Annotated in this window: 13 protein-coding genes and 1 pseudogene; 6 read left to right on the forward strand and 8 right to left on the reverse strand. The window is 72.1% G+C overall.

The genetic code is table 11. From position 1 onward, the window contains the following. Both Pen02_RS38010 and Pen02_RS38015 read left to right on the forward strand, forming a co-directional pair. A complete protein-coding gene (locus Pen02_RS38010; protein WP_203871047.1) occupies window positions 1-1,257 on the forward strand; it encodes a hypothetical protein in 1,257 nt (418 codons plus the stop codon). Continuing rightward, complete coding sequence (locus Pen02_RS38015) at window positions 1,254-2,447, forward strand: vWA domain-containing protein (RefSeq protein WP_203871048.1); 1,194 nt, start codon at window positions 1,254-1,256, stop codon at window positions 2,445-2,447. Before Pen02_RS38010 ends, Pen02_RS38015 begins: the two co-directional genes overlap by 4 nt. A gap of 9 nt (window positions 2,448-2,456) precedes the next feature. On the opposite strand, the gene Pen02_RS38020 is transcribed toward Pen02_RS38015, so the two are convergent. Next, complete coding sequence (locus tag Pen02_RS38020; RefSeq protein ID WP_372445756.1) at window positions 2,457-3,719, reverse strand: deoxyguanosinetriphosphate triphosphohydrolase; 1,263 nt, start codon at window positions 3,717-3,719, stop codon at window positions 2,457-2,459. A gap of 25 nt (window positions 3,720-3,744) precedes the next feature. Then, a complete protein-coding gene (locus tag Pen02_RS38025) occupies window positions 3,745-4,098 on the reverse strand; it encodes a VOC family protein (RefSeq protein ID WP_203871049.1) in 354 nt (117 codons plus the stop codon). Window positions 4,099-4,563: 465 nt separating this feature from the next. On the opposite strand from Pen02_RS38025, the gene Pen02_RS38030 reads away from it, so the two are divergent. Continuing rightward, the gene (locus tag Pen02_RS38030; protein WP_239141946.1) at window positions 4,564-5,070 is read left to right on the forward strand and encodes a roadblock/LC7 domain-containing protein; all 507 of its coding nucleotides are present in this window, start codon (window positions 4,564-4,566) and stop codon (window positions 5,068-5,070) included. 115 nt (window positions 5,071-5,185) lie between these two features. Here the strand turns inward: Pen02_RS38030 and Pen02_RS38035 are convergent, their stop codons facing one another. After that, window positions 5,186-5,605: a winged helix-turn-helix transcriptional regulator gene (locus Pen02_RS38035; RefSeq protein WP_203871051.1), complete on the reverse strand. Its 420-nt coding sequence runs from the start codon at window positions 5,603-5,605 to the stop codon at window positions 5,186-5,188. 119 nt (window positions 5,606-5,724) lie between these two features. Here Pen02_RS38035 and Pen02_RS38040 point away from each other — a divergent pair, with 119 nt between their 5' ends. Next, a complete protein-coding gene (locus tag Pen02_RS38040; RefSeq protein ID WP_203871052.1) occupies window positions 5,725-6,369 on the forward strand; it encodes an NADPH-dependent F420 reductase in 645 nt (214 codons plus the stop codon). A 172-nt stretch (window positions 6,370-6,541) separates the two neighbouring features. Here the strand turns inward: Pen02_RS38040 and ppdK are convergent, their stop codons facing one another. Then, the gene (gene ppdK, locus Pen02_RS38045; protein WP_372445757.1) at window positions 6,542-9,235 is read right to left on the reverse strand and encodes a pyruvate, phosphate dikinase; all 2,694 of its coding nucleotides are present in this window, start codon (window positions 9,233-9,235) and stop codon (window positions 6,542-6,544) included. A gap of 445 nt (window positions 9,236-9,680) precedes the next feature. Here ppdK and Pen02_RS38050 point away from each other — a divergent pair. Then, a pseudogene (locus tag Pen02_RS38050) lies at window positions 9,681-11,387 on the forward strand (beta-N-acetylhexosaminidase); the annotation flags it as partial. A 178-nt stretch (window positions 11,388-11,565) separates the two neighbouring features. Here the strand turns inward: Pen02_RS38050 and dusB are convergent. The 4 genes from dusB to Pen02_RS38070 all read right to left on the reverse strand — a co-directional run bounded on the left by dusB (window position 11,566) and on the right by Pen02_RS38070 (window position 15,452). After that, window positions 11,566-12,747 (reverse strand): tRNA dihydrouridine synthase DusB, encoded by a 1,182-nt coding sequence (dusB, locus tag Pen02_RS38055; protein ID WP_443678493.1) that lies wholly within the window; start codon window positions 12,745-12,747, stop codon window positions 11,566-11,568. 70 nt (window positions 12,748-12,817) lie between these two features. Further along, window positions 12,818-14,197 carry a glycine--tRNA ligase gene (locus tag Pen02_RS38060; protein ID WP_203871056.1) on the reverse strand — a complete coding sequence of 460 codons (1,380 nt, stop codon included), beginning with the start codon at window positions 14,195-14,197 and terminating at the stop codon, window positions 12,818-12,820. Between the two features lie 205 nt (window positions 14,198-14,402). Further along, entirely contained in the window at window positions 14,403-14,879 is a 477-nt protein-coding gene (locus tag Pen02_RS38065) for an Rv0361 family membrane protein (RefSeq protein ID WP_203871136.1), read from the reverse strand. 231 nt (window positions 14,880-15,110) lie between these two features. Further along, window positions 15,111-15,452 carry an antibiotic biosynthesis monooxygenase family protein gene (locus Pen02_RS38070; protein ID WP_203871057.1) on the reverse strand — a complete coding sequence of 114 codons (342 nt, stop codon included), beginning with the start codon at window positions 15,450-15,452 and terminating at the stop codon, window positions 15,111-15,113. Between the two features lie 96 nt (window positions 15,453-15,548). Here Pen02_RS38070 and Pen02_RS38075 point away from each other — a divergent pair, with 96 nt between their 5' ends. After that, window positions 15,549-15,809, forward strand: a complete 261-nt coding sequence (locus tag Pen02_RS38075; RefSeq protein ID WP_203871058.1) for a hypothetical protein — start codon at window positions 15,549-15,551, stop codon at window positions 15,807-15,809. Window positions 15,810-15,814 lie beyond the last annotated feature (5 nt).

Genomic DNA, 15,814 nt, shown 5'->3' on the forward strand with positions numbered 1-15,814 from the left:
GTGGCAAGCCGACCGGAGGGCCACGGCGGCCCCGTCGACGCCACCGACGGGCCGGACGAGGCCGTGACCGGTCCCCGGGGCAGGGTCCTGGAGCGGGCCGACTCGGTCGACGCCCGGCACGGCCAGGGGATCCTGATCGGCGACCACGGACACCAGCACAACGTGTTCCGGCTGCACCTGCCGCGCAGCGTCCGGATCGCGCTGCTGAGCGCCATCGTGCTGGTGCTGCTCGTCGGCACCGGCTGGGTGACGGTGACCTGGGTGCTGCCGCAGTTCGCGCCGACCTACAAGACCGAGTTCCTGATCGACACGACCGCCGGAGGCGACGGCGTCGGCACCATCGCCGAATCACTCAAGACGGTGATCGACAATTCCGGCGACAGTGACGCGCTGGCCCTGCGCCGGTTCGGCGGTGAATGCGGCGCGCAGGACAACACCAGTCAGCTCGTCGGATTCGGCACCGACAACCGACAGGAGATCAGCGACGCGGTCAGCGGAATCGGCCAGGGTTCCAAGGCGACGTTGCAACGCGGCATCGTCGAGGCGGTGGCGGATTTCTCGAAACCGTTCGCGCAGCGGGCCAAGCAGGTGAACCGGATCATCGTGGTCACCCGGAACGGTACGGACGCCTGCGACGAGGACACCGGATTCGTGGAGAAGCAGATCCGGGACCGGATCGCCGCCGCCGGGCTGTCGATCGAGTTCCGGATGATCGGCTACCAGGTACGCGACGACGAGCGGGACCAGCTCACCCAGATCGCCACCGGTTCCGGCGCCCCCGACCCGATGTTCGTCGACACCCCCGGCCAACTGGACGCCGCCCTGGACTGGTTCACCAACATCGAGCCGGTGCTGCGCAACGCCAAGGAGATCGTCGACATCCTCAACCCGGCCGTCCAGCGGGTCAACAGCGCCGTCAAGGCGGTCACCGACGGCCGGCTCGACACCGCCGAACGTACCCTCGACGGTGCCCGGGAGGTGCTGTCGCGCACCGACACGGAGTTCGAGGACCTCCAGGCCCGGGCGAAGACCGCCACCGCCCGGGACATCCATGGTCGGGCGTCCCGGTTGCGTTCCCAACAGCAGCGGGTGGTCGACAGCGCCGACGACCTGCTGCGTACCGCCCGCTCCGGTAACCCGCTGGGGGAGAAACACGCCGCCTTCGAACGGGTCGCCACCGACTACAACACCGAGGCGGACGCGATGAACCAGGCACTGGCCACCCTCCGCGCCAAGGCTCCGGCAGGTACCCGATGACGACCGGGACCGGGTCTTCCCGCACCCGGCGTCGGCGCTTCCTGCTGATCGGCGCGGCGGTGCTCGTCGTCGTGCTGGCGGCCACCGCCGTCCTGGTGGTCCGCGCCATCCCGGCCTACCGCACGACGCTGCTGGTCGACACCTCGGTCGGCGCCGGCGGCGACGACTTCGCGGCCGTCGCCGGTGCGGTGAGCGCGGCGGCCCAGAACAGCGCGGACGGCGACGCGCTCGCGCTGCGCCGGTTCGGCGGAGCCTGTGACAGCGCCGGCAACACCGAGCAGGTCGTGGAGGTCGGCACCGGCCAGGCGCGGAAGATCGGCGATGCCGCCCGCGCCCTCACCCCCGGCGGGCAGCCGACGCTGCTCGACGGCATCCTCGCGGCGATCGACGACTTCGCCCGGCCCTATCCGTTCAGGGGCAGCGAGGGTAACCGGATCATCGTGGTGTCCCGGCACGGGGTCGACGGCTGCAACGCCGACCACGCCGCCGTCGCCGCCACGATCCGGGAGCGCGTCGAGGACGCCGGGCTCACCCTCGACTTCAGGTTCGTCGGCTTCCAGGTCCCCGCCGAGCAGCGCCCGGTGCTGACCCAGGTCGCCACGGCAACCGGGGCGCCCGAGCCGGTGTTCCCGGAGAACGCCACCGACCTCACCTCCGTACTCGTCCGGTTCACCATCCCCGAGTCGCCGGACGCCGCTCCGGTCGCGATACCCACCCCCGACCCGACCGCCGACTGGACCCCCTACCGGAACGCCCAGAACGGGTACAGCCTGCGCTATCCGCCGAACTGGCTGGTCGAGGAGTGCGAGACACAGGTCTGGTTGGCGCACATCCGCGACCTACTGCCCGGCTGCCTGGGCACCGACTTCTTCTTCTACCTCGTCCAGATTCGAGTCGACGCGGCCGACCAGGCATACACGGGTCCCTACGACGAGGACACCTACGACAAGATAGAGATCCGGGACGTCACCGTCGACGGCGTTGCCGGGAAACGCCATTCCGCCATCGTCGCGAAGGAGCCTCCCGTGGGCACGGACAGCCCGGGCGACATGGTCGTCCGGTACGTCCTGCCCGCGAACGGCCGGGTGTACACGATCTATTACCGGAACAATCCGAGCTCGGCCGGCGCCACGAAACTCCTGGAGGAGTTCGACTTGTTGATCACGAAGACCCTCACCTTCGAAGGGTAGGGGCCGGTATCACGCGCCCGGTGACCGGCCGGTGGTCAGCCGCCGGTGCCAGGTCACCGCGGCCGGGTCGGTGAGCGAGGCGACCTGGTCGACCACCACGCGCAGCCGGGCGGCGTCGTCCGGCGCCACCTTCCACAGTGGTGCGAAGACCGGATCGAGCGCGTCCGGTGCCCGGGTCAGCAGCGCCGCCACCAGCTCGGTCAGGATCTCCCGCTGGCGTTCGTACCAGTCCTGGGCGCCGGGACGACGCATCACGTAGCGCAGCGCCATTCCCTTGAGCAGCGCACACTCGGCCCGGATGTGCCGGGGCACGACCAGTTCGGCGGCGTACCGGCGCAGTGGGCCTTCGCCGTGCCGCTGCTCGGTCGCCTCGACCGCCGCCGCGACGAAACGACCGGTCAGCACGCTGGTGCTCGCCTTCAGGGCGGCCAGCGCCCGGTGACTGCCGTCGTAGTCGTAGAGCGGGGCCAGCACCGGGTCGGCGAGCAGCCTGTCCAGCGTCCCGGCCAGGTCGTCGGCGGACTCCGACGAGTACCGACCGGCGACGTCGGCACAGAGCGCGGCCCGCTCGTCGGCGTCGGCCCGCAACTGCGCGAGCCGGAGTCGCAGGTAGCCGCCGTGGATGCCGTCCTCGACGTCGTGCACCGAGTACGCCACGTCGTCGGCCCAGTCCATCACCTGGGCTTCGAGGCAGCGTACGTCGCCGTCCGGGGCGCCCCGGCGCAGCCAGCCGAAGGTGTCGGCGTCGTCGGCGTACACCCCGAACTTGGGCTGGCCCGGTCGGCGTGACCAGGGGTATTTGCAGGTGGCGTCGAGGGCGGCCCGGGTCAGGTTGAGTCCGGCGGAGGTGCCTTCGGGTGCGTACACCTTGGCTTCCAGCCGGGTCAGCACCCGGAGTGTCTGCGCGTTCCCCTCGAAGCCGCCACAGCCGGCGGCCAGCGCGTCCAGCGCGGCCTCGCCGTTGTGCCCGAACGGCGGGTGCCCGAGGTCGTGCGCCAGCCCGGCCACGTCCACGATGTCCGGGTCGCAGCCGAGCCGGCCGCCCATCTCCCGGGCGATCTGGGCCACCTCCAGCGAGTGGGTGAGCCGGGTCCGCAGGAAGTCGTCGGTGCCGGCGGTGTGCACCTGGGTCTTCGCGGCCAGCCGCCGGAACGCCGCCGAGTGCAGCACCCGGGCCCGGTCCCGCTGGTACGGGCTGCGCCCGTAGCCGCTGTCCTTCGCCGGCTCGGTGACCCGACGCTCCGCGTCCGGCTGGCTGATCACGCCATCGATCTTCACCCGGCCGACCCCGGCACCGTCAACCCCGCTGGGCGAGTACGCAGAACTCGTTGCCCTCGGGGTCGGCCAGCACGGTCCAGCTCTCGTCCGGCGACTGCCCGACGTCGACGTGCCGGGCACCCATGTTGACCAGCCGCTCGATCTCGGCCTCCCGGTCCGCCGGGCGGAGGTCGATGTGCAGCCGGTTCTTCGTCTCCTTGCCCTCCGGCACCGGCACGAAGACCAGGCCGGGCAGCACGTCCGGGGCCCGGCGGATCTCCACCTCGGCCGGCAGCTCGGCGACGATCTGGTAGCCGAGCGCCTCGGCCCACCAGCGCGCGAGCCGGGCCGGATCGGTGGCATCGACCACCAGGTTCTCCCACACGCTGCCCATGGGCCACACCTCCGTTACGAGGGAAACGAAGTTCGCGTGTCGACCAGGTTACGCCCGGGTTCCCGACTCGGGTGCGCCAACGATCGCCCGACACACCACGCGATTGACCTGCGCCTGCGGACACAACCGCCGAACAGCCGAGAGTTGCCGGACGATCGCCGATCGTCACGGGACGGCGCCCGGACTGGGCCCGGTGTAGCGTGCCGGAGTCGGATGGTTACCGGGCGGGGGACCATCGACCCCGGCGGCGGTGGGTGCGCGGCCCAGCGGCGATCCACCGGACGCGGCAGCCCGATCCCGAGCGGCGGTGACCAGGTCGGACGACGACGTGGCGCGACGCCCGGGCAACCGGGCGACGCCGTAGGCCACCGGGCGACGTCGAGCGGCAGCGTAGCCACAGGCGGGAAAGCGACGGCACCGAGCAAGTTTCAGCGGCACGGACCAACGCTAAGGAGAAAGACACCGGTGAATACTGATGCCGCCCTGCTGGCCGAACTGCACCGGCTGCGACGTACCGTACCGGAGATATCGGGTGCCGTGCTGGCCGCCGTGGACGGTCTGCTGGTCGCCAGCGACCTGTCCGGCGCCGATCCGCACCACATCGCCGCGCTGTCCGCCGCCGGTCTCGGGATCGGTGACCGCTTCGCCCATCTGGTCGGGCACGGGCCGCTCCGGGAGTCGGTGATCCGTGGCGCCGAGGGCTGCGTGGTCGTCTACCCGGCCGGCGAGGACGCGATCCTGACCGCCGTGGTGCCCCCGGAGACCGACCTGACCCGGCTGCACGCCGAGGCCCGCCCGGCCGCTCAGCGACTCGGCGCGCTCTGGGCCGCCGTCCGGCAGCCGTCGGTGGCGACCGCGATCCCGCCGACCACCGACCCGGACGCGCCGCTGGCCACCCGTACGCCGATGGCCGCCCTGCCCGCCGGCCTCTGGTCCGAGACGGGCGGCTGGCGCTCCCCCGGCCGCCAGTAACCGCCCCGGCGCCCCGGGGCGCACCGTCGCGGCCGGTTGTCCGACGGCAGCTCCGGCAGCCGTCCGGAGCCGCCCCCGGCTCGGCGCCCCGGCCGCACCGCTCCGCCGGAGGGGGTCACGTACCGGGCGTCGGCTCGACCGGTCGGTCGTCGTAGCGGCTGCGGGACAGGTCGATGTCGGCGACGTGCCGGTCGGCCCACTCGGTGACGCTCGCCAGCACCGGCAGCAGGCTCCGGCCCAGCTCCGTCAGCCGGTAGCCGACCCGTACCGGGACCGCCGGCTCGACGGTCCGGGCGACCAGGCCGTCACGTTCCAGTCCCCGGAGGGTCTGGGTGAGCATCTTCTGACTCGCCCCGGCGATCGCCCTGGCCAGCTCGGCGGAGCGGCGGGGGCCGTCGGCGAGCTCCTTGAGCACCAGGGCCACCCACTTGTCCCCGAGCACGGCGATCACCCGCTGGGTCGGGCAGTCCGCCAGCCGTTCCCGGTGGTCGGCCCGGTCCCGCGCCCGGCGCTGCGCGGCGGTCTGCGTGGTCATCGGGTACCTCCGCGTTCCTTGGGCACCTCGAGGTGCGTACTCCCGGGTCCTGCCCGCCGAACCTAGCTTTGGCCGGGGCGGCGCGACCAGTCGCCGCCGGACGGGACGGAGTGGCACGGATGGAGACGATCGGAATACTCGGCGCCGGCAACGTGGGCCGGGCGCTGGCGACCCGGCTGCACGAGGCGGGTTGTCGGGTACTCGTGGGGGTGCGCGACCCGGACCGTCCGCCGCTCTGGCTCGACGGCCCGGCCGACGGCCCGCGCCGAACCGGTCTGCCGGAGGCGGCCTCGGCCGCGATCGTGGTGAACGCGCTGCCCGGCGCGGAGTCGGTACGCGTGCTGCGCCCCCTGCGCCCGACCCTCGCCGGTGCGGTACTCGTCGACGTCGCCAACGCGGTCGAACTGGGCCCGGACGGCCTGGCCGGCGCGCTCTGCTATCCGGGCGGCAGCCTGGCCGAGGAGATCCAGCGGACGCTGCCGGAGACCTCGGTCGTCAAGACGCTCAACACGGTCGGCCCGGCCGAGCTGATGACCGATCCGACCAGCCTGGCGGCGCCGCTGTCGGCGTTCCTGTCCGGGGACGACGGGGAGGCGAAGGCGCTCGTCGCCGGCCTGCTCGGGAAGCTGGGCTGGCCGGCGGAGTGGATCGTCGACCTGGGGGCGCTGTCGACGGCCTGGTGGCCGGAGAGCTTCGTCCTGATGGTCCGCCCGCTGGTGGCGGCGCTGGGCCCGGTGCCGTTCGGCCTGGCCGTCGCCCGCTGACGCGCAGTCGAGCATCGAGACGCGTACCTACGACGAACGAGCATCGAGACGCGTACCGACGGCGGACGGGTGTCGAGACGTGGCGACGATCGACGGGCGTCGGCCCGGGACCGGTGGGAACGGCGTTGGTCCCACCGGTACCGGGCCGACGAGTGTGGGGAGGCGGTGGCGTTCAGCGGCTGTCGGAGCCGGTGGACTCGACGACCGCGCGGCCGGCCTCCAGCCGGGCGACCGGCACCCGGAACGGGGAGCAGGAGACGTAGTCCAGCCCCACCTCGTGGAAGAAGTGCACCGAGTCCGGGTCGCCGCCGTGCTCGCCGCAGACGCCGAGCTTGAGCCCGGGGCGGGCCGCCCGGCCCTCGTCGGTGGCGATCCGGACCAGCCGGCCGACCCCGTCGGCGTCGATCGACTCGAACGGCGAGATGCCGAAGATGCCCAGTTCCAGGTAGCGCCAGAAGAAGGCGCCCTCCACGTCGTCCCGGGAGAAGCCCCAGCCCATCTGGGTCAGGTCGTTGGTGCCGAAGGAGAAGAACTCGGCCGCCTCGGCGATCTGCCCGGCGGTGAGCGCCGCCCGGGGTACCTCGATCATGGTGCCGATCAGCACCTCGACGGCCTGCTCCCGGGTCACCTCCGCGATGATCTTCTCGGCCTCGGCGCGTACCGTCTCCAGCTCCTGCACGGCGCCGACCAGCGGCACCATGATCTCGGGCTTCGGGCTGCCACCGGCCCTGGCGCTCTCCACCGCCGCCTCGACGATCGCCCGGACCTGCATGGCGAAGAGTCCCGGGATGACCAGGCCGAGCCGGACGCCGCGCAGGCCCAGCATCGGGTTCTGCTCGTGCATCCGGCGTACCGCGCTGAGCAGGGCCTCGTCCCGGGCGGCGTCCTCGCCGCGCTCGTGCGCGACCGCGACGTGCACGGCCAGCTCCTCCAGCGAGGGCAGGAACTCGTGCAGCGGCGGGTCGATCAGCCGGACGGTGACCGGCTGACCGTCCATCGCCCGGAAGACCTCGCCGAAGTCGGCCCGCTGCAACGGCAGCAGTTCGGCCAGCGCCGCCTGCCGCTCGTCGTCGGTGCGGGCCAGGATCAGCCGTTCGACCAGGGAGCGCCGGTCACCGAGGAACATGTGCTCGGTGCGGCACAGGCCGATCCCCTCGGCCCCGAACCGCCGGGCCCGGGCCGCGTCCTCGCCGGTGTCGGCGTTCGCCCGGACCCCGAGCCGCCGCTTGGCGTCGGCGTGCGTCATGAGCCGGTGTACGGCGGCCACCAGCGGATCGTCCGTGCTCTGCCCGTCGACGGTGCCCTCGAAGTACCGCACCACCTCGGACGGCCAGACCGGCACCTCGCCGAGGTAGACCTTGCCGGTGGTGCCGTCGATGGAGACCACGTCCCCCTCGGAGATCGTCTGGCCGTCCACGGTGAACTTCCGCCCCCGGACGTCGACGTCGAGCGAGTCGGCACCGCAGACGCAGGTCTTGCCCATGCCCCGGGCGACCACGGCGGCGTGGCTGGTCTTGCCGCCGCGCGAGGTGAGGATGCCGCGTGAGGCGATCATGCCGGGCAGGTCGTCCGGGTTGGTCTCCCGGCGGACCAGGATGACGTCCTCACCGGCGTCGGCGAGTTCGACCGCCCGCCTCCCCTCGAAGACGACCTTGCCGACGGCCGCCCCCGGCGAGGCGCCGATGCCGGTGGCCAGCGGGGTCAGGTCGGCGTCGAGTCTGAACCGGGGGAACATGAGCTGGGCGAGCTGGGCGCCGTTGACCCGGTGCAGTGCCTCGTCCAGGTCGATCAGGCCCTCGTCGACGAGCTGGGCGGCGATCACGAACGCGGCGGCGGCGGTGCGCTTGCCGACCCGGGTCTGCAACATCCACAGTTTGCCGCGCTCGATGGTGAACTCGATGTCGCAGAGGTCGCGGTAGTGCCCCTCCAGCCGGGCCATGATGGCGAGCAGTTCGTCGTACGCCCGCTTGTTCAGTTCTTCGAGCTGTTGCAGCGGTACGGTGTTGCGGATGCCGGCCACCACGTCCTCGCCCTGGGCGTTGGCCAGGTAGTCGCCGTAGATGCCCTGCGCACCGCTGGCCGGGTCGCGGGTGAACGCCACCCCGGTGCCGGAGTCCGGCCCGAGGTTGCCGAAGACCATCGCGACGACGTTGACCGCGGTGCCGAGGTCGGCGGGGATCCGCTCCTGCCGGCGGTAGAGCACGGCCCGCTCGGCGTTCCACGACTCGAAGACCGCGTTGATGGCGAGTTCGAGCTGCTCCCGGGGCTGTTGCGGGAACTCCCGCCCGGTGTGCTTCCGGAAGATCGTCTTGTACGCGTCGACAAGCGCCCGCAGGTCGTCCGCGTCGAGGTCCAGGTCGTTCTCGGTACCCTTGGCCCGCTTGGCGTCGTCGAGGGCGTGCGCGAAGTCCTCTCCCGGTACGTCGCAGACGGTCTTGCCGAACATCTGGATGAGCCGGCGGTAGGAGTCCCAGGCGAAGCGCTGGTTGTCGCCGGCCTGCGCGGCGAGTCCGGCGACACTGTCGTCGTTGAGCCCGACGTTGAGCACCGTCTCCATCATGCCGGGCATCGAGAACTTGGCTCCGGAGCGGACCGAGACCAGCAGCGGGTCACCGGGCTCGCCGAGCCGCCTGCCCATCGCCTCTTCCAGCGCGGACAGGTGCGCGCCGATCTCGTCGGCCAGCCCGGCGGGTTGGCTGCCGGTGCTCAGGTACGCCTGGCAGGCCTCGGTGCTGATGGTGAAGCCGGGTGGTACGGGCAGCCCGAGGTTGGTCATCTCGGCCAGGTTGGCGCCCTTGCCGCCGAGCAGGTCCTTGAGGTCCTTGTTGCCCTCGGTGAAGTCGTAAACGTACTTGTGTCCCGCCATCTGCTGCGCTGTCAACGGACCCTCCCACGTGCGCCGTTCGACACTGAACGAAGGTTTAGCCGCTCTCTACGTACCCAGGGGACGGATGCCCGTACCAGCGGGAAACCGCCGGCTGCTGGTGGGCGAAGGCTAAGCGACCGACGGGCACCCTGGGACCGTTCGGTGACAATCCGCACACTCGCGAAGGCTGTACGTGTTCGCGAGGTTTTGTGGGAACGGTTCCACGAGCATGATCAAGCAGCCGGACCCAACTGCGCGCATCGCAGACCGACCCAGGTCGCGGCGGATCCGGTGGAAGATCCAGGGTCGCCCCGACGTTGACCCACGGCGACGGTACGACCGGAAGACCCGCGCCGGAGGGTGACCAACCCTTGACACGGGGCCATTTCGAACGTACGTTTCATGAGATTTGCCCGGAAATCACCTGCGGCTCCCCCCGGAGAGATCTGCCGTGCGACCTATCGCCCTCCCCGCCCGGACCACCCCTGCGACCAGCGGTGACGCTCCACCCCGGCTGACCGACGTGCTGCCCGCCCCCGCGCGGGTCGAGCCGGCCGCCGGGGTCGAGTTCATCCTGACCCCCGGCACCACGATCAGGACCAGCCCCGGCCCCGAGGCCGGCGCCGTCGGCCGCTACCTGGCCGAGCTGCTGCGCCGCCCGACCGGCTACCCGCTGCCGGTGGTCTCCGCCGGCCGGCCCGAGGTGCCGGGCGGGATCTCCCTGCTGCTCACCGGCGACGACGAAGCGTCGAGCCACCCCGGAAAGCCGGCGGCCGGCGACGCGGGCACGGCCGAGGGCTATCGGCTGGAGATCACCGCCGCCGGTGTGGTGGTCCGGGCCCGCACCGCGACCGGGCTCTTCTACGGCGTACAGACGCTGCGGCAGTTGCTGCCGCCGAAGATCGAGTCCAGCCGGCGCCAGGCCGGCCCGTGGGCGATCCCCGGCGGCACGATCGACGACCAGCCCCGGTTCGGCTACCGGGGCGCGATGCTCGACGTGGCCCGGCACTTCTTCGCCGTACCGGACGTGCTGCGCTTCGTCGACCACCTGGCCCGGTACAAGCTCAACCATCTGCACCTGCACCTCACCGACGACCAGGGCTGGCGGATCGCGGTGGACTCCTGGCCCCGGCTGACCAGCGTCGGCGGCAGCACCGAGGTGGACGGCGGCCCCGGCGGCTACTACACCAAGGAGCAGTACTCCGAGATCGTCGCGTACGCGGCGGCCCGGCACATCACCGTCGTACCCGAGATCGACCTGCCCGGGCACACGAACGCGGCCCTGAACGCGTACGCCGAACTCGCCCCGGACGGCGTCGCGCCACCGGAGTACACCGGCACGGACGTCGGGTTCAGCGCGGTCGCCGTCGACAGCGAGCGGACCTACCAGTTCATCGACGACGTGGTCGGCGAAGTCGCCGCGCTCACCCCGGGCCGCTACCTGCACATCGGCGGCGACGAGGCGTTCACCCTCGGCCGGGCCGACTACACCCGCTTCATGAACCGGGTCCAGCGGATCGTCACCGGGCACGGCAAGCGGGTGCTCGGCTGGCACCAGCTCGCGGTGGCCGAACACAGCGCCGGCCGGGTGGTCCAGTACTGGGGCACCTCGACCGAGGACCAGACGGTGGCCAACGCGGTCCGCAACGGCGCGAAGCTGCTGCTCTCCCCCGGCAACCGGAGCTACCTCGACATGAAGTACTCGGCGGCGACCCCGCTGGGCAAGGACTGGGCGGGCCTGGTCGAGGTGCGCGAGGCGTACGACTGGGATCCGGGCGACTACCTGGCCGGGGTGCCGGCCGAGGCCGTCATCGGGGTGGAGGCGCCACTCTGGACGGAGACGATCCGAACGGTCGCCGACATCGAGTTCATGACCTTCCCCCGGCTGCCGGCCCTCGCCGAGCTGGGCTGGTCGCCCGCGCAGGCCCGGGACTGGGCCGACTTCCGGGTGCGGCTGGCCGGGCAGGGGGTCCGGTGGAGCACCGCCGGGATCACCTTCCACCGCTCGCCGGAGGTGCCGTGGGCCGGTGCTCCGGTCGTACCCGCGCCCCGGCCCGCCGGATCGACGTCGGCTGCCGCCGGCACGACGCCGGAGGCACCGCCCGGCGGCGACCAGCCGCCCGCCGACGACCAGCCGGTGCCGATCACCTGACCTGTACCGTTCCGGCCGCACGCGTCCGGGTTGGGTGCACAGGCGGGGCAGCTCGACAGTCGCCGGGTGGAGGGGTGTCCTCCGCTCGGCGAAAGCCCCGATCGCTGTAGAGGGTGAGAGCCCCGATCGCTGCGGAAGACGCAGCGGCCAGGGTCAGCCGCCGGGTCAGCCGCCGGGGTCAGCCGCCGGAGTCGGCCATCTCGGCGCCGGCCGGCACCTCGGCGCTGTCCCGGTCGGCCAGCCAGCCGTCCGGCAGGAAAACCTTGCCGGGCGAGTTCGTCCGGCCCCGGGGCTGGCCGAGCGTGTCGACCGGGAACGGCTCGGCCGGGTCGAGCTTGCCGAGCAGGTCGTCCAGCTCGGCCAGGCCGTTCACCATCGCCAGGGCCCGGCGCAGCTCGCCGCCGACCGGAAAACCCTTGAGGTACCAGGCGACGTGCTTACGGAAGTCGACGCAGCCGTCCCGCTCGGCGCCCTCCGGCCGGTCACCACCGGCGAACCAGTCGACCAGCAGCTCGGCGTGCCGGCGCATCGTCGCCGCGACCTCGCCGAGGTCCGGCAGCCGGCGTACGGGGCGGCCGTCGAAGGCCGCCGCCAGGTCCGCGAAGAGCCACGGCCGGCCGAGGCAGCCACGACCGACCACCACACCGTCCGCCCCGGTGTGCGCCACCATCCGGAGCGCGTCGTCGGCCTCCCAGATGTCGCCGTTGCCGAGTACCGGCACGTCCAGCGCCTGCTTCAGCGTGCCGATCGCGTCCCAGTCCGCCGTACCCGAATACCGCTGCGCGGCCGTACGCCCGTGCAGGGCGACCGCCGCCACCCCGGCGTCCTGGGCGGCGAGCCCCGCCTCGACGTACGTCAGGTGGTCGTCGTCGATGCCCTTGCGCATCTTGACCGTCACCGGCACCCCCGCCGGGGTGGCCGCCTCGACCGCCGCCCGGACGATCCGGGCGAACAGCCGGCGACGCCACGGCAGTGCCGCCCCGCCGCCCTTGCGGGTGACCTTCGGCACCGGGCAGCCGAAGTTGAGGTCGACGTGGTCGGCCAGGTCCTCCTCGACCACCATCCGGACGGCGGCGGCGGTGACCTCCGGGTCGATCCCGTAGAGCTGGAGACTGCGCGGGCGTTCGTCCCCGCCGAACGCCACCATCCGGAGCGTCTTCGGATTCCGCTCGACCAGCGCCCGGGTGGTGACCATCTCGCAGACGTACAGCCCGCCGCCCTGTTCCCGACAGAGGCGCCGGAAGGCGACGTTCGTGATCCCGGCCATCGGGGCGAGCACGACCGGCGGCCACACCGAATGCCCGCCCAGGGTGAGCGGGCGGGCAGCGGCCGGTGGCGCGAGGTCGGTCGTCGGAGTCACGCGTTCGAGCATGTCACGTCCGTCCGGACCGCCGTGTTCGGGCGAGGCGGTCCGGACGGAGGCCGCCCGGTCAGCAGCCCGGCAGGCGTTCCAGCAGGTACTGCTCGACCTGGTCGAGCGAGATCCGCTCCTGGGTCATGCTGTCCCGGTTGCGTACCGTCACAGCGTTGTCGTCCAGGGTGTCGAAGTCGACGGTGACGCAGAACGGGGTGCCGATCTCGTCCTGCCGGCGGTAGCGGCGACCGATCGCCTGCGAGTCGTCGAACTCGACCACCCAGCGCTTGCGCAGCGCGGCGGCCAGGTCCTTCGCCTTCGGCGACAGGGCGGGGTTGCGGGACAGCGGCAGCACGGCCACCTTCACCGGGGAGAGCCGGGGGTCGAAGCGGAGTACGGTGCGCTTGTCGACCCCGCCCTTGGTGTTCGGCGCCTCGTCCTCGTCGTACGCCTCCAGCAGGAAGGCGAGCACCGCCCGGGTCAGACCGGCGGCCGGCTCGATCACGTACGGCACCCAGCGCTGCTGCTTCTCCTGGTCGAAGTACGACAGGTCGACGCCGGAGTGCTTGCTGTGCGTGGAGAGGTCGAAGTCGGTGCGGTTGGCGATACCCTCCAGCTCGGAGAACTCGGTGCCGCCGAACCGGAAGCGGTACTCGATGTCCACCGTCCGCTTCGAGTAGTGCGAGAGCTTCTCCTGCGGGTGCTCGAAGAACCGCAGGTTCTCCTCCGACAGGCCGAGGTCGATATACCAGTTCCAGCGCTCACGCAGCCAGTACTCGTGCCACTCCTCGTCGGTGCCCGGCTCGACGAAGAACTCCATCTCCATCTGCTCGAACTCCCGGGTCCGAAAGATGAAGTTGCCCGGGGTGATCTCGTTGCGGAACGACTTGCCGACCTGGGCGATGCCGAACGGCGGCTTCTTCCGGGCCGAGGCGGCCACGTTGTTGTAGTTGACGAAGATGCCCTGCGCGGTCTCCGGCCGGAGGTAGTGCAGGCCCTCCTCGCTCTCCACCGGGCCGAGGTAGGTCTTCATCAGACCGTTGAACATCCGGGGCTCGGTGAAGGTGCCCTTGTTGCCGCAGTTCGGGCAGTTCAGCTCGGCCAGCGAGGCCGGCGGCTGGCCGTGCCTCTCCGCGTACGCCTCTTCGAGGTGGTCGGCCCGGAACCGCTTGTGGCAGGACTGGCACTCGGTCAGCGGGTCGACGAACGCGTCCAGGTGGCCGGAGGCGGCCCAGACGTCCCGGGCGAGGATGACGGCCGAGTCCAGGCCGACGATGTCGTCCCGCTGCTGCACCATGTTCCGCCACCACTGGCGCCGGACGTTCTCCTTCAGCTCGACGCCGAGCGGGCCGTAGTCCCAGGCCGATCGGGTGCCCCCGTAGATCTCGCTGGACGGGAAGACGAAGCCTCGGCGCTTCGCGAGACTGACGACGGCGTCGATACGGTCGGCTGGCATGGCTACCTCCTACACCGGCTGGCGGCCGGCGGGGACATGTCGGGACGGTCAACGAGGACAGGGTCACGGACGGCGGACAGGGACGGCACTCGGACCTGGGTCGGGCGGTGCTCCGCCCAACGGTACGGTCACCTGCTGCCGCAGCCCAGCAGATTACTCCACCTCGGCGGTCGTACCGCCGCCGCCCGGCGGGTGCGTCCACGGGCTATCTGATGTCGCAGACCCGCAGTCCGCCGGTGGTCTGGTCCTGGTCGAGCAGGGCCTGGAGGTTGTCCTGCCCGCCGCTGGCGTAGGTCACGTCCACCGGCACGCTCAGTTCGCTGGTCAACGACACGTCGCCGATCTCGAACGAGGCGATCTCCGGCTCGGCACTGACCCGACGCTCGAACTCGGCCGGCGACTCCTGCTGCCGGGCGGAATCGCAGAGCAGGTCGTACGCCTTGCGGAAGTCCTCGTCGTCGACCGCGTCGAGGTAGTCCGTCACCACCGTGCGGGCCTGCTCGTTCAGCGCCTGGGAGCCGGAGATCAACAGGCCGACCAGGGCGGCTCCGCCACCGCCGCAGAAGAGCACGACGGCCAGGGCGGCCACCCCGAGCCCGAGCCACAGCCGGGCACCCCGCCCCTCGCTGGGCGGCGCGGCGAACAGCGGCTCCGCCCCGGGACCCTGCGGCGGCGCCGGCACCGTCGGCGCCACCGGCCCGAACCCGGTCGGCGGCTGGCCGTACCCGGCCGGCACCGGCCCGTACCCGGGTGCGGGCGGGGCGTGCCCGCCGGGCGGCGGGCCGTAGGGGGGCGCCGGCTGCGCGTACCCGCCGGATGGGACCGGTGCGTCAGCCCGGACGGGCTCGGGTGGGGACGACGGCCCGCCGGGCGGTCCGGGAACGGTCATGGGGCAAGGGTAGTGCCCGGGTCATCACCGGCCGGAGTCAGCAGCCCGGTCGCTCGGGGTGACTTCGACCGTACCGTCCGGTTCGGCGCTGGCGAGCGCCTCGTACGCGGACGGCTCGTCCAGCGACTCGGCGAGCAGCGGAGTGGCGTTGACCTTGACGTCGAAGCCGCCGAGCGCCCGCCGGTAGGTGCCGACCGACTCCCACTCGGTGACCAGGCACCAGTGCCTCGGGTCGTCGAGGGCCCGCAGGAGTTGGCCCCGCCGGTAGCCGGGCCGGGCGGCGAGGGCGGCCAACGCGGCGTGTGCCCGCTCCGTGAAGGTCCCGGCGGTCTCCTCCGGTACGACGAACCGGTTGGTCACGAGCACGTACGCCTCCTGCCGTCGGCCGCCGGCCCGGCGAGCTGGGGTGTCGCTGGCGACAGCTCACCGGCCGGGGCATCGAGATCTCGTAGAGTCTGTGGAATGCAGCGTACGCAGAGTGTTCTGCTGACCCGGCTGGCCCGGGTCAACCCGACGACTGTGTTCCTCGCCGCACTGGTGCTGGTGCTGGTCGGCCTCTTCGCGCCCGGGATCGTCGGCGGGGCGCTGCTGCTGGCGCTCGCCGCCGGGCTGGCCGCGCTGCTGGTGACCACCTGGCGGGTGCAGAGCCCGGCGACCCGGATGATCCGGCTGATGATCCTGACCCTGCTGGTCGGCGCCGCGCTGACGAAGATCCTCGGATGAGCACC

Source organism: Plantactinospora endophytica (assembly GCF_016862915.1).
Lineage (GTDB): Bacteria > Actinomycetota > Actinomycetes > Mycobacteriales > Micromonosporaceae > Plantactinospora > Plantactinospora endophytica.

Bases quoted from the DNA above. Each gene is read 5' to 3' on its own strand.
- ppdK (WP_372445757.1), bottom strand. From the start codon at position 9,235: ATGGCGGGACACAAGTACGTTTACGACTTCACCGAGGGCAACAAGGAC.
- Pen02_RS38075 (WP_203871058.1), top strand. From the start codon at position 15,549: ATGCAGCGTACGCAGAGTGTTCTGCTGACCCGGCTGGCCCGGGTCAAC.
- Pen02_RS38060 (WP_203871056.1), bottom strand. From the start codon at position 14,197: ATGCCAGCCGACCGTATCGACGCCGTCGTCAGTCTCGCGAAGCGCCGA.
- Pen02_RS38025 (WP_203871049.1), bottom strand. From the start codon at position 4,098: ATGGGCAGCGTGTGGGAGAACCTGGTGGTCGATGCCACCGATCCGGCC.
- Pen02_RS38035 (WP_203871051.1), bottom strand. From the start codon at position 5,605: ATGACCACGCAGACCGCCGCGCAGCGCCGGGCGCGGGACCGGGCCGAC.
- Pen02_RS38015 (WP_203871048.1), top strand. From the start codon at position 1,254: ATGACGACCGGGACCGGGTCTTCCCGCACCCGGCGTCGGCGCTTCCTG.
- Pen02_RS38040 (WP_203871052.1), top strand. From the start codon at position 5,725: ATGGAGACGATCGGAATACTCGGCGCCGGCAACGTGGGCCGGGCGCTG.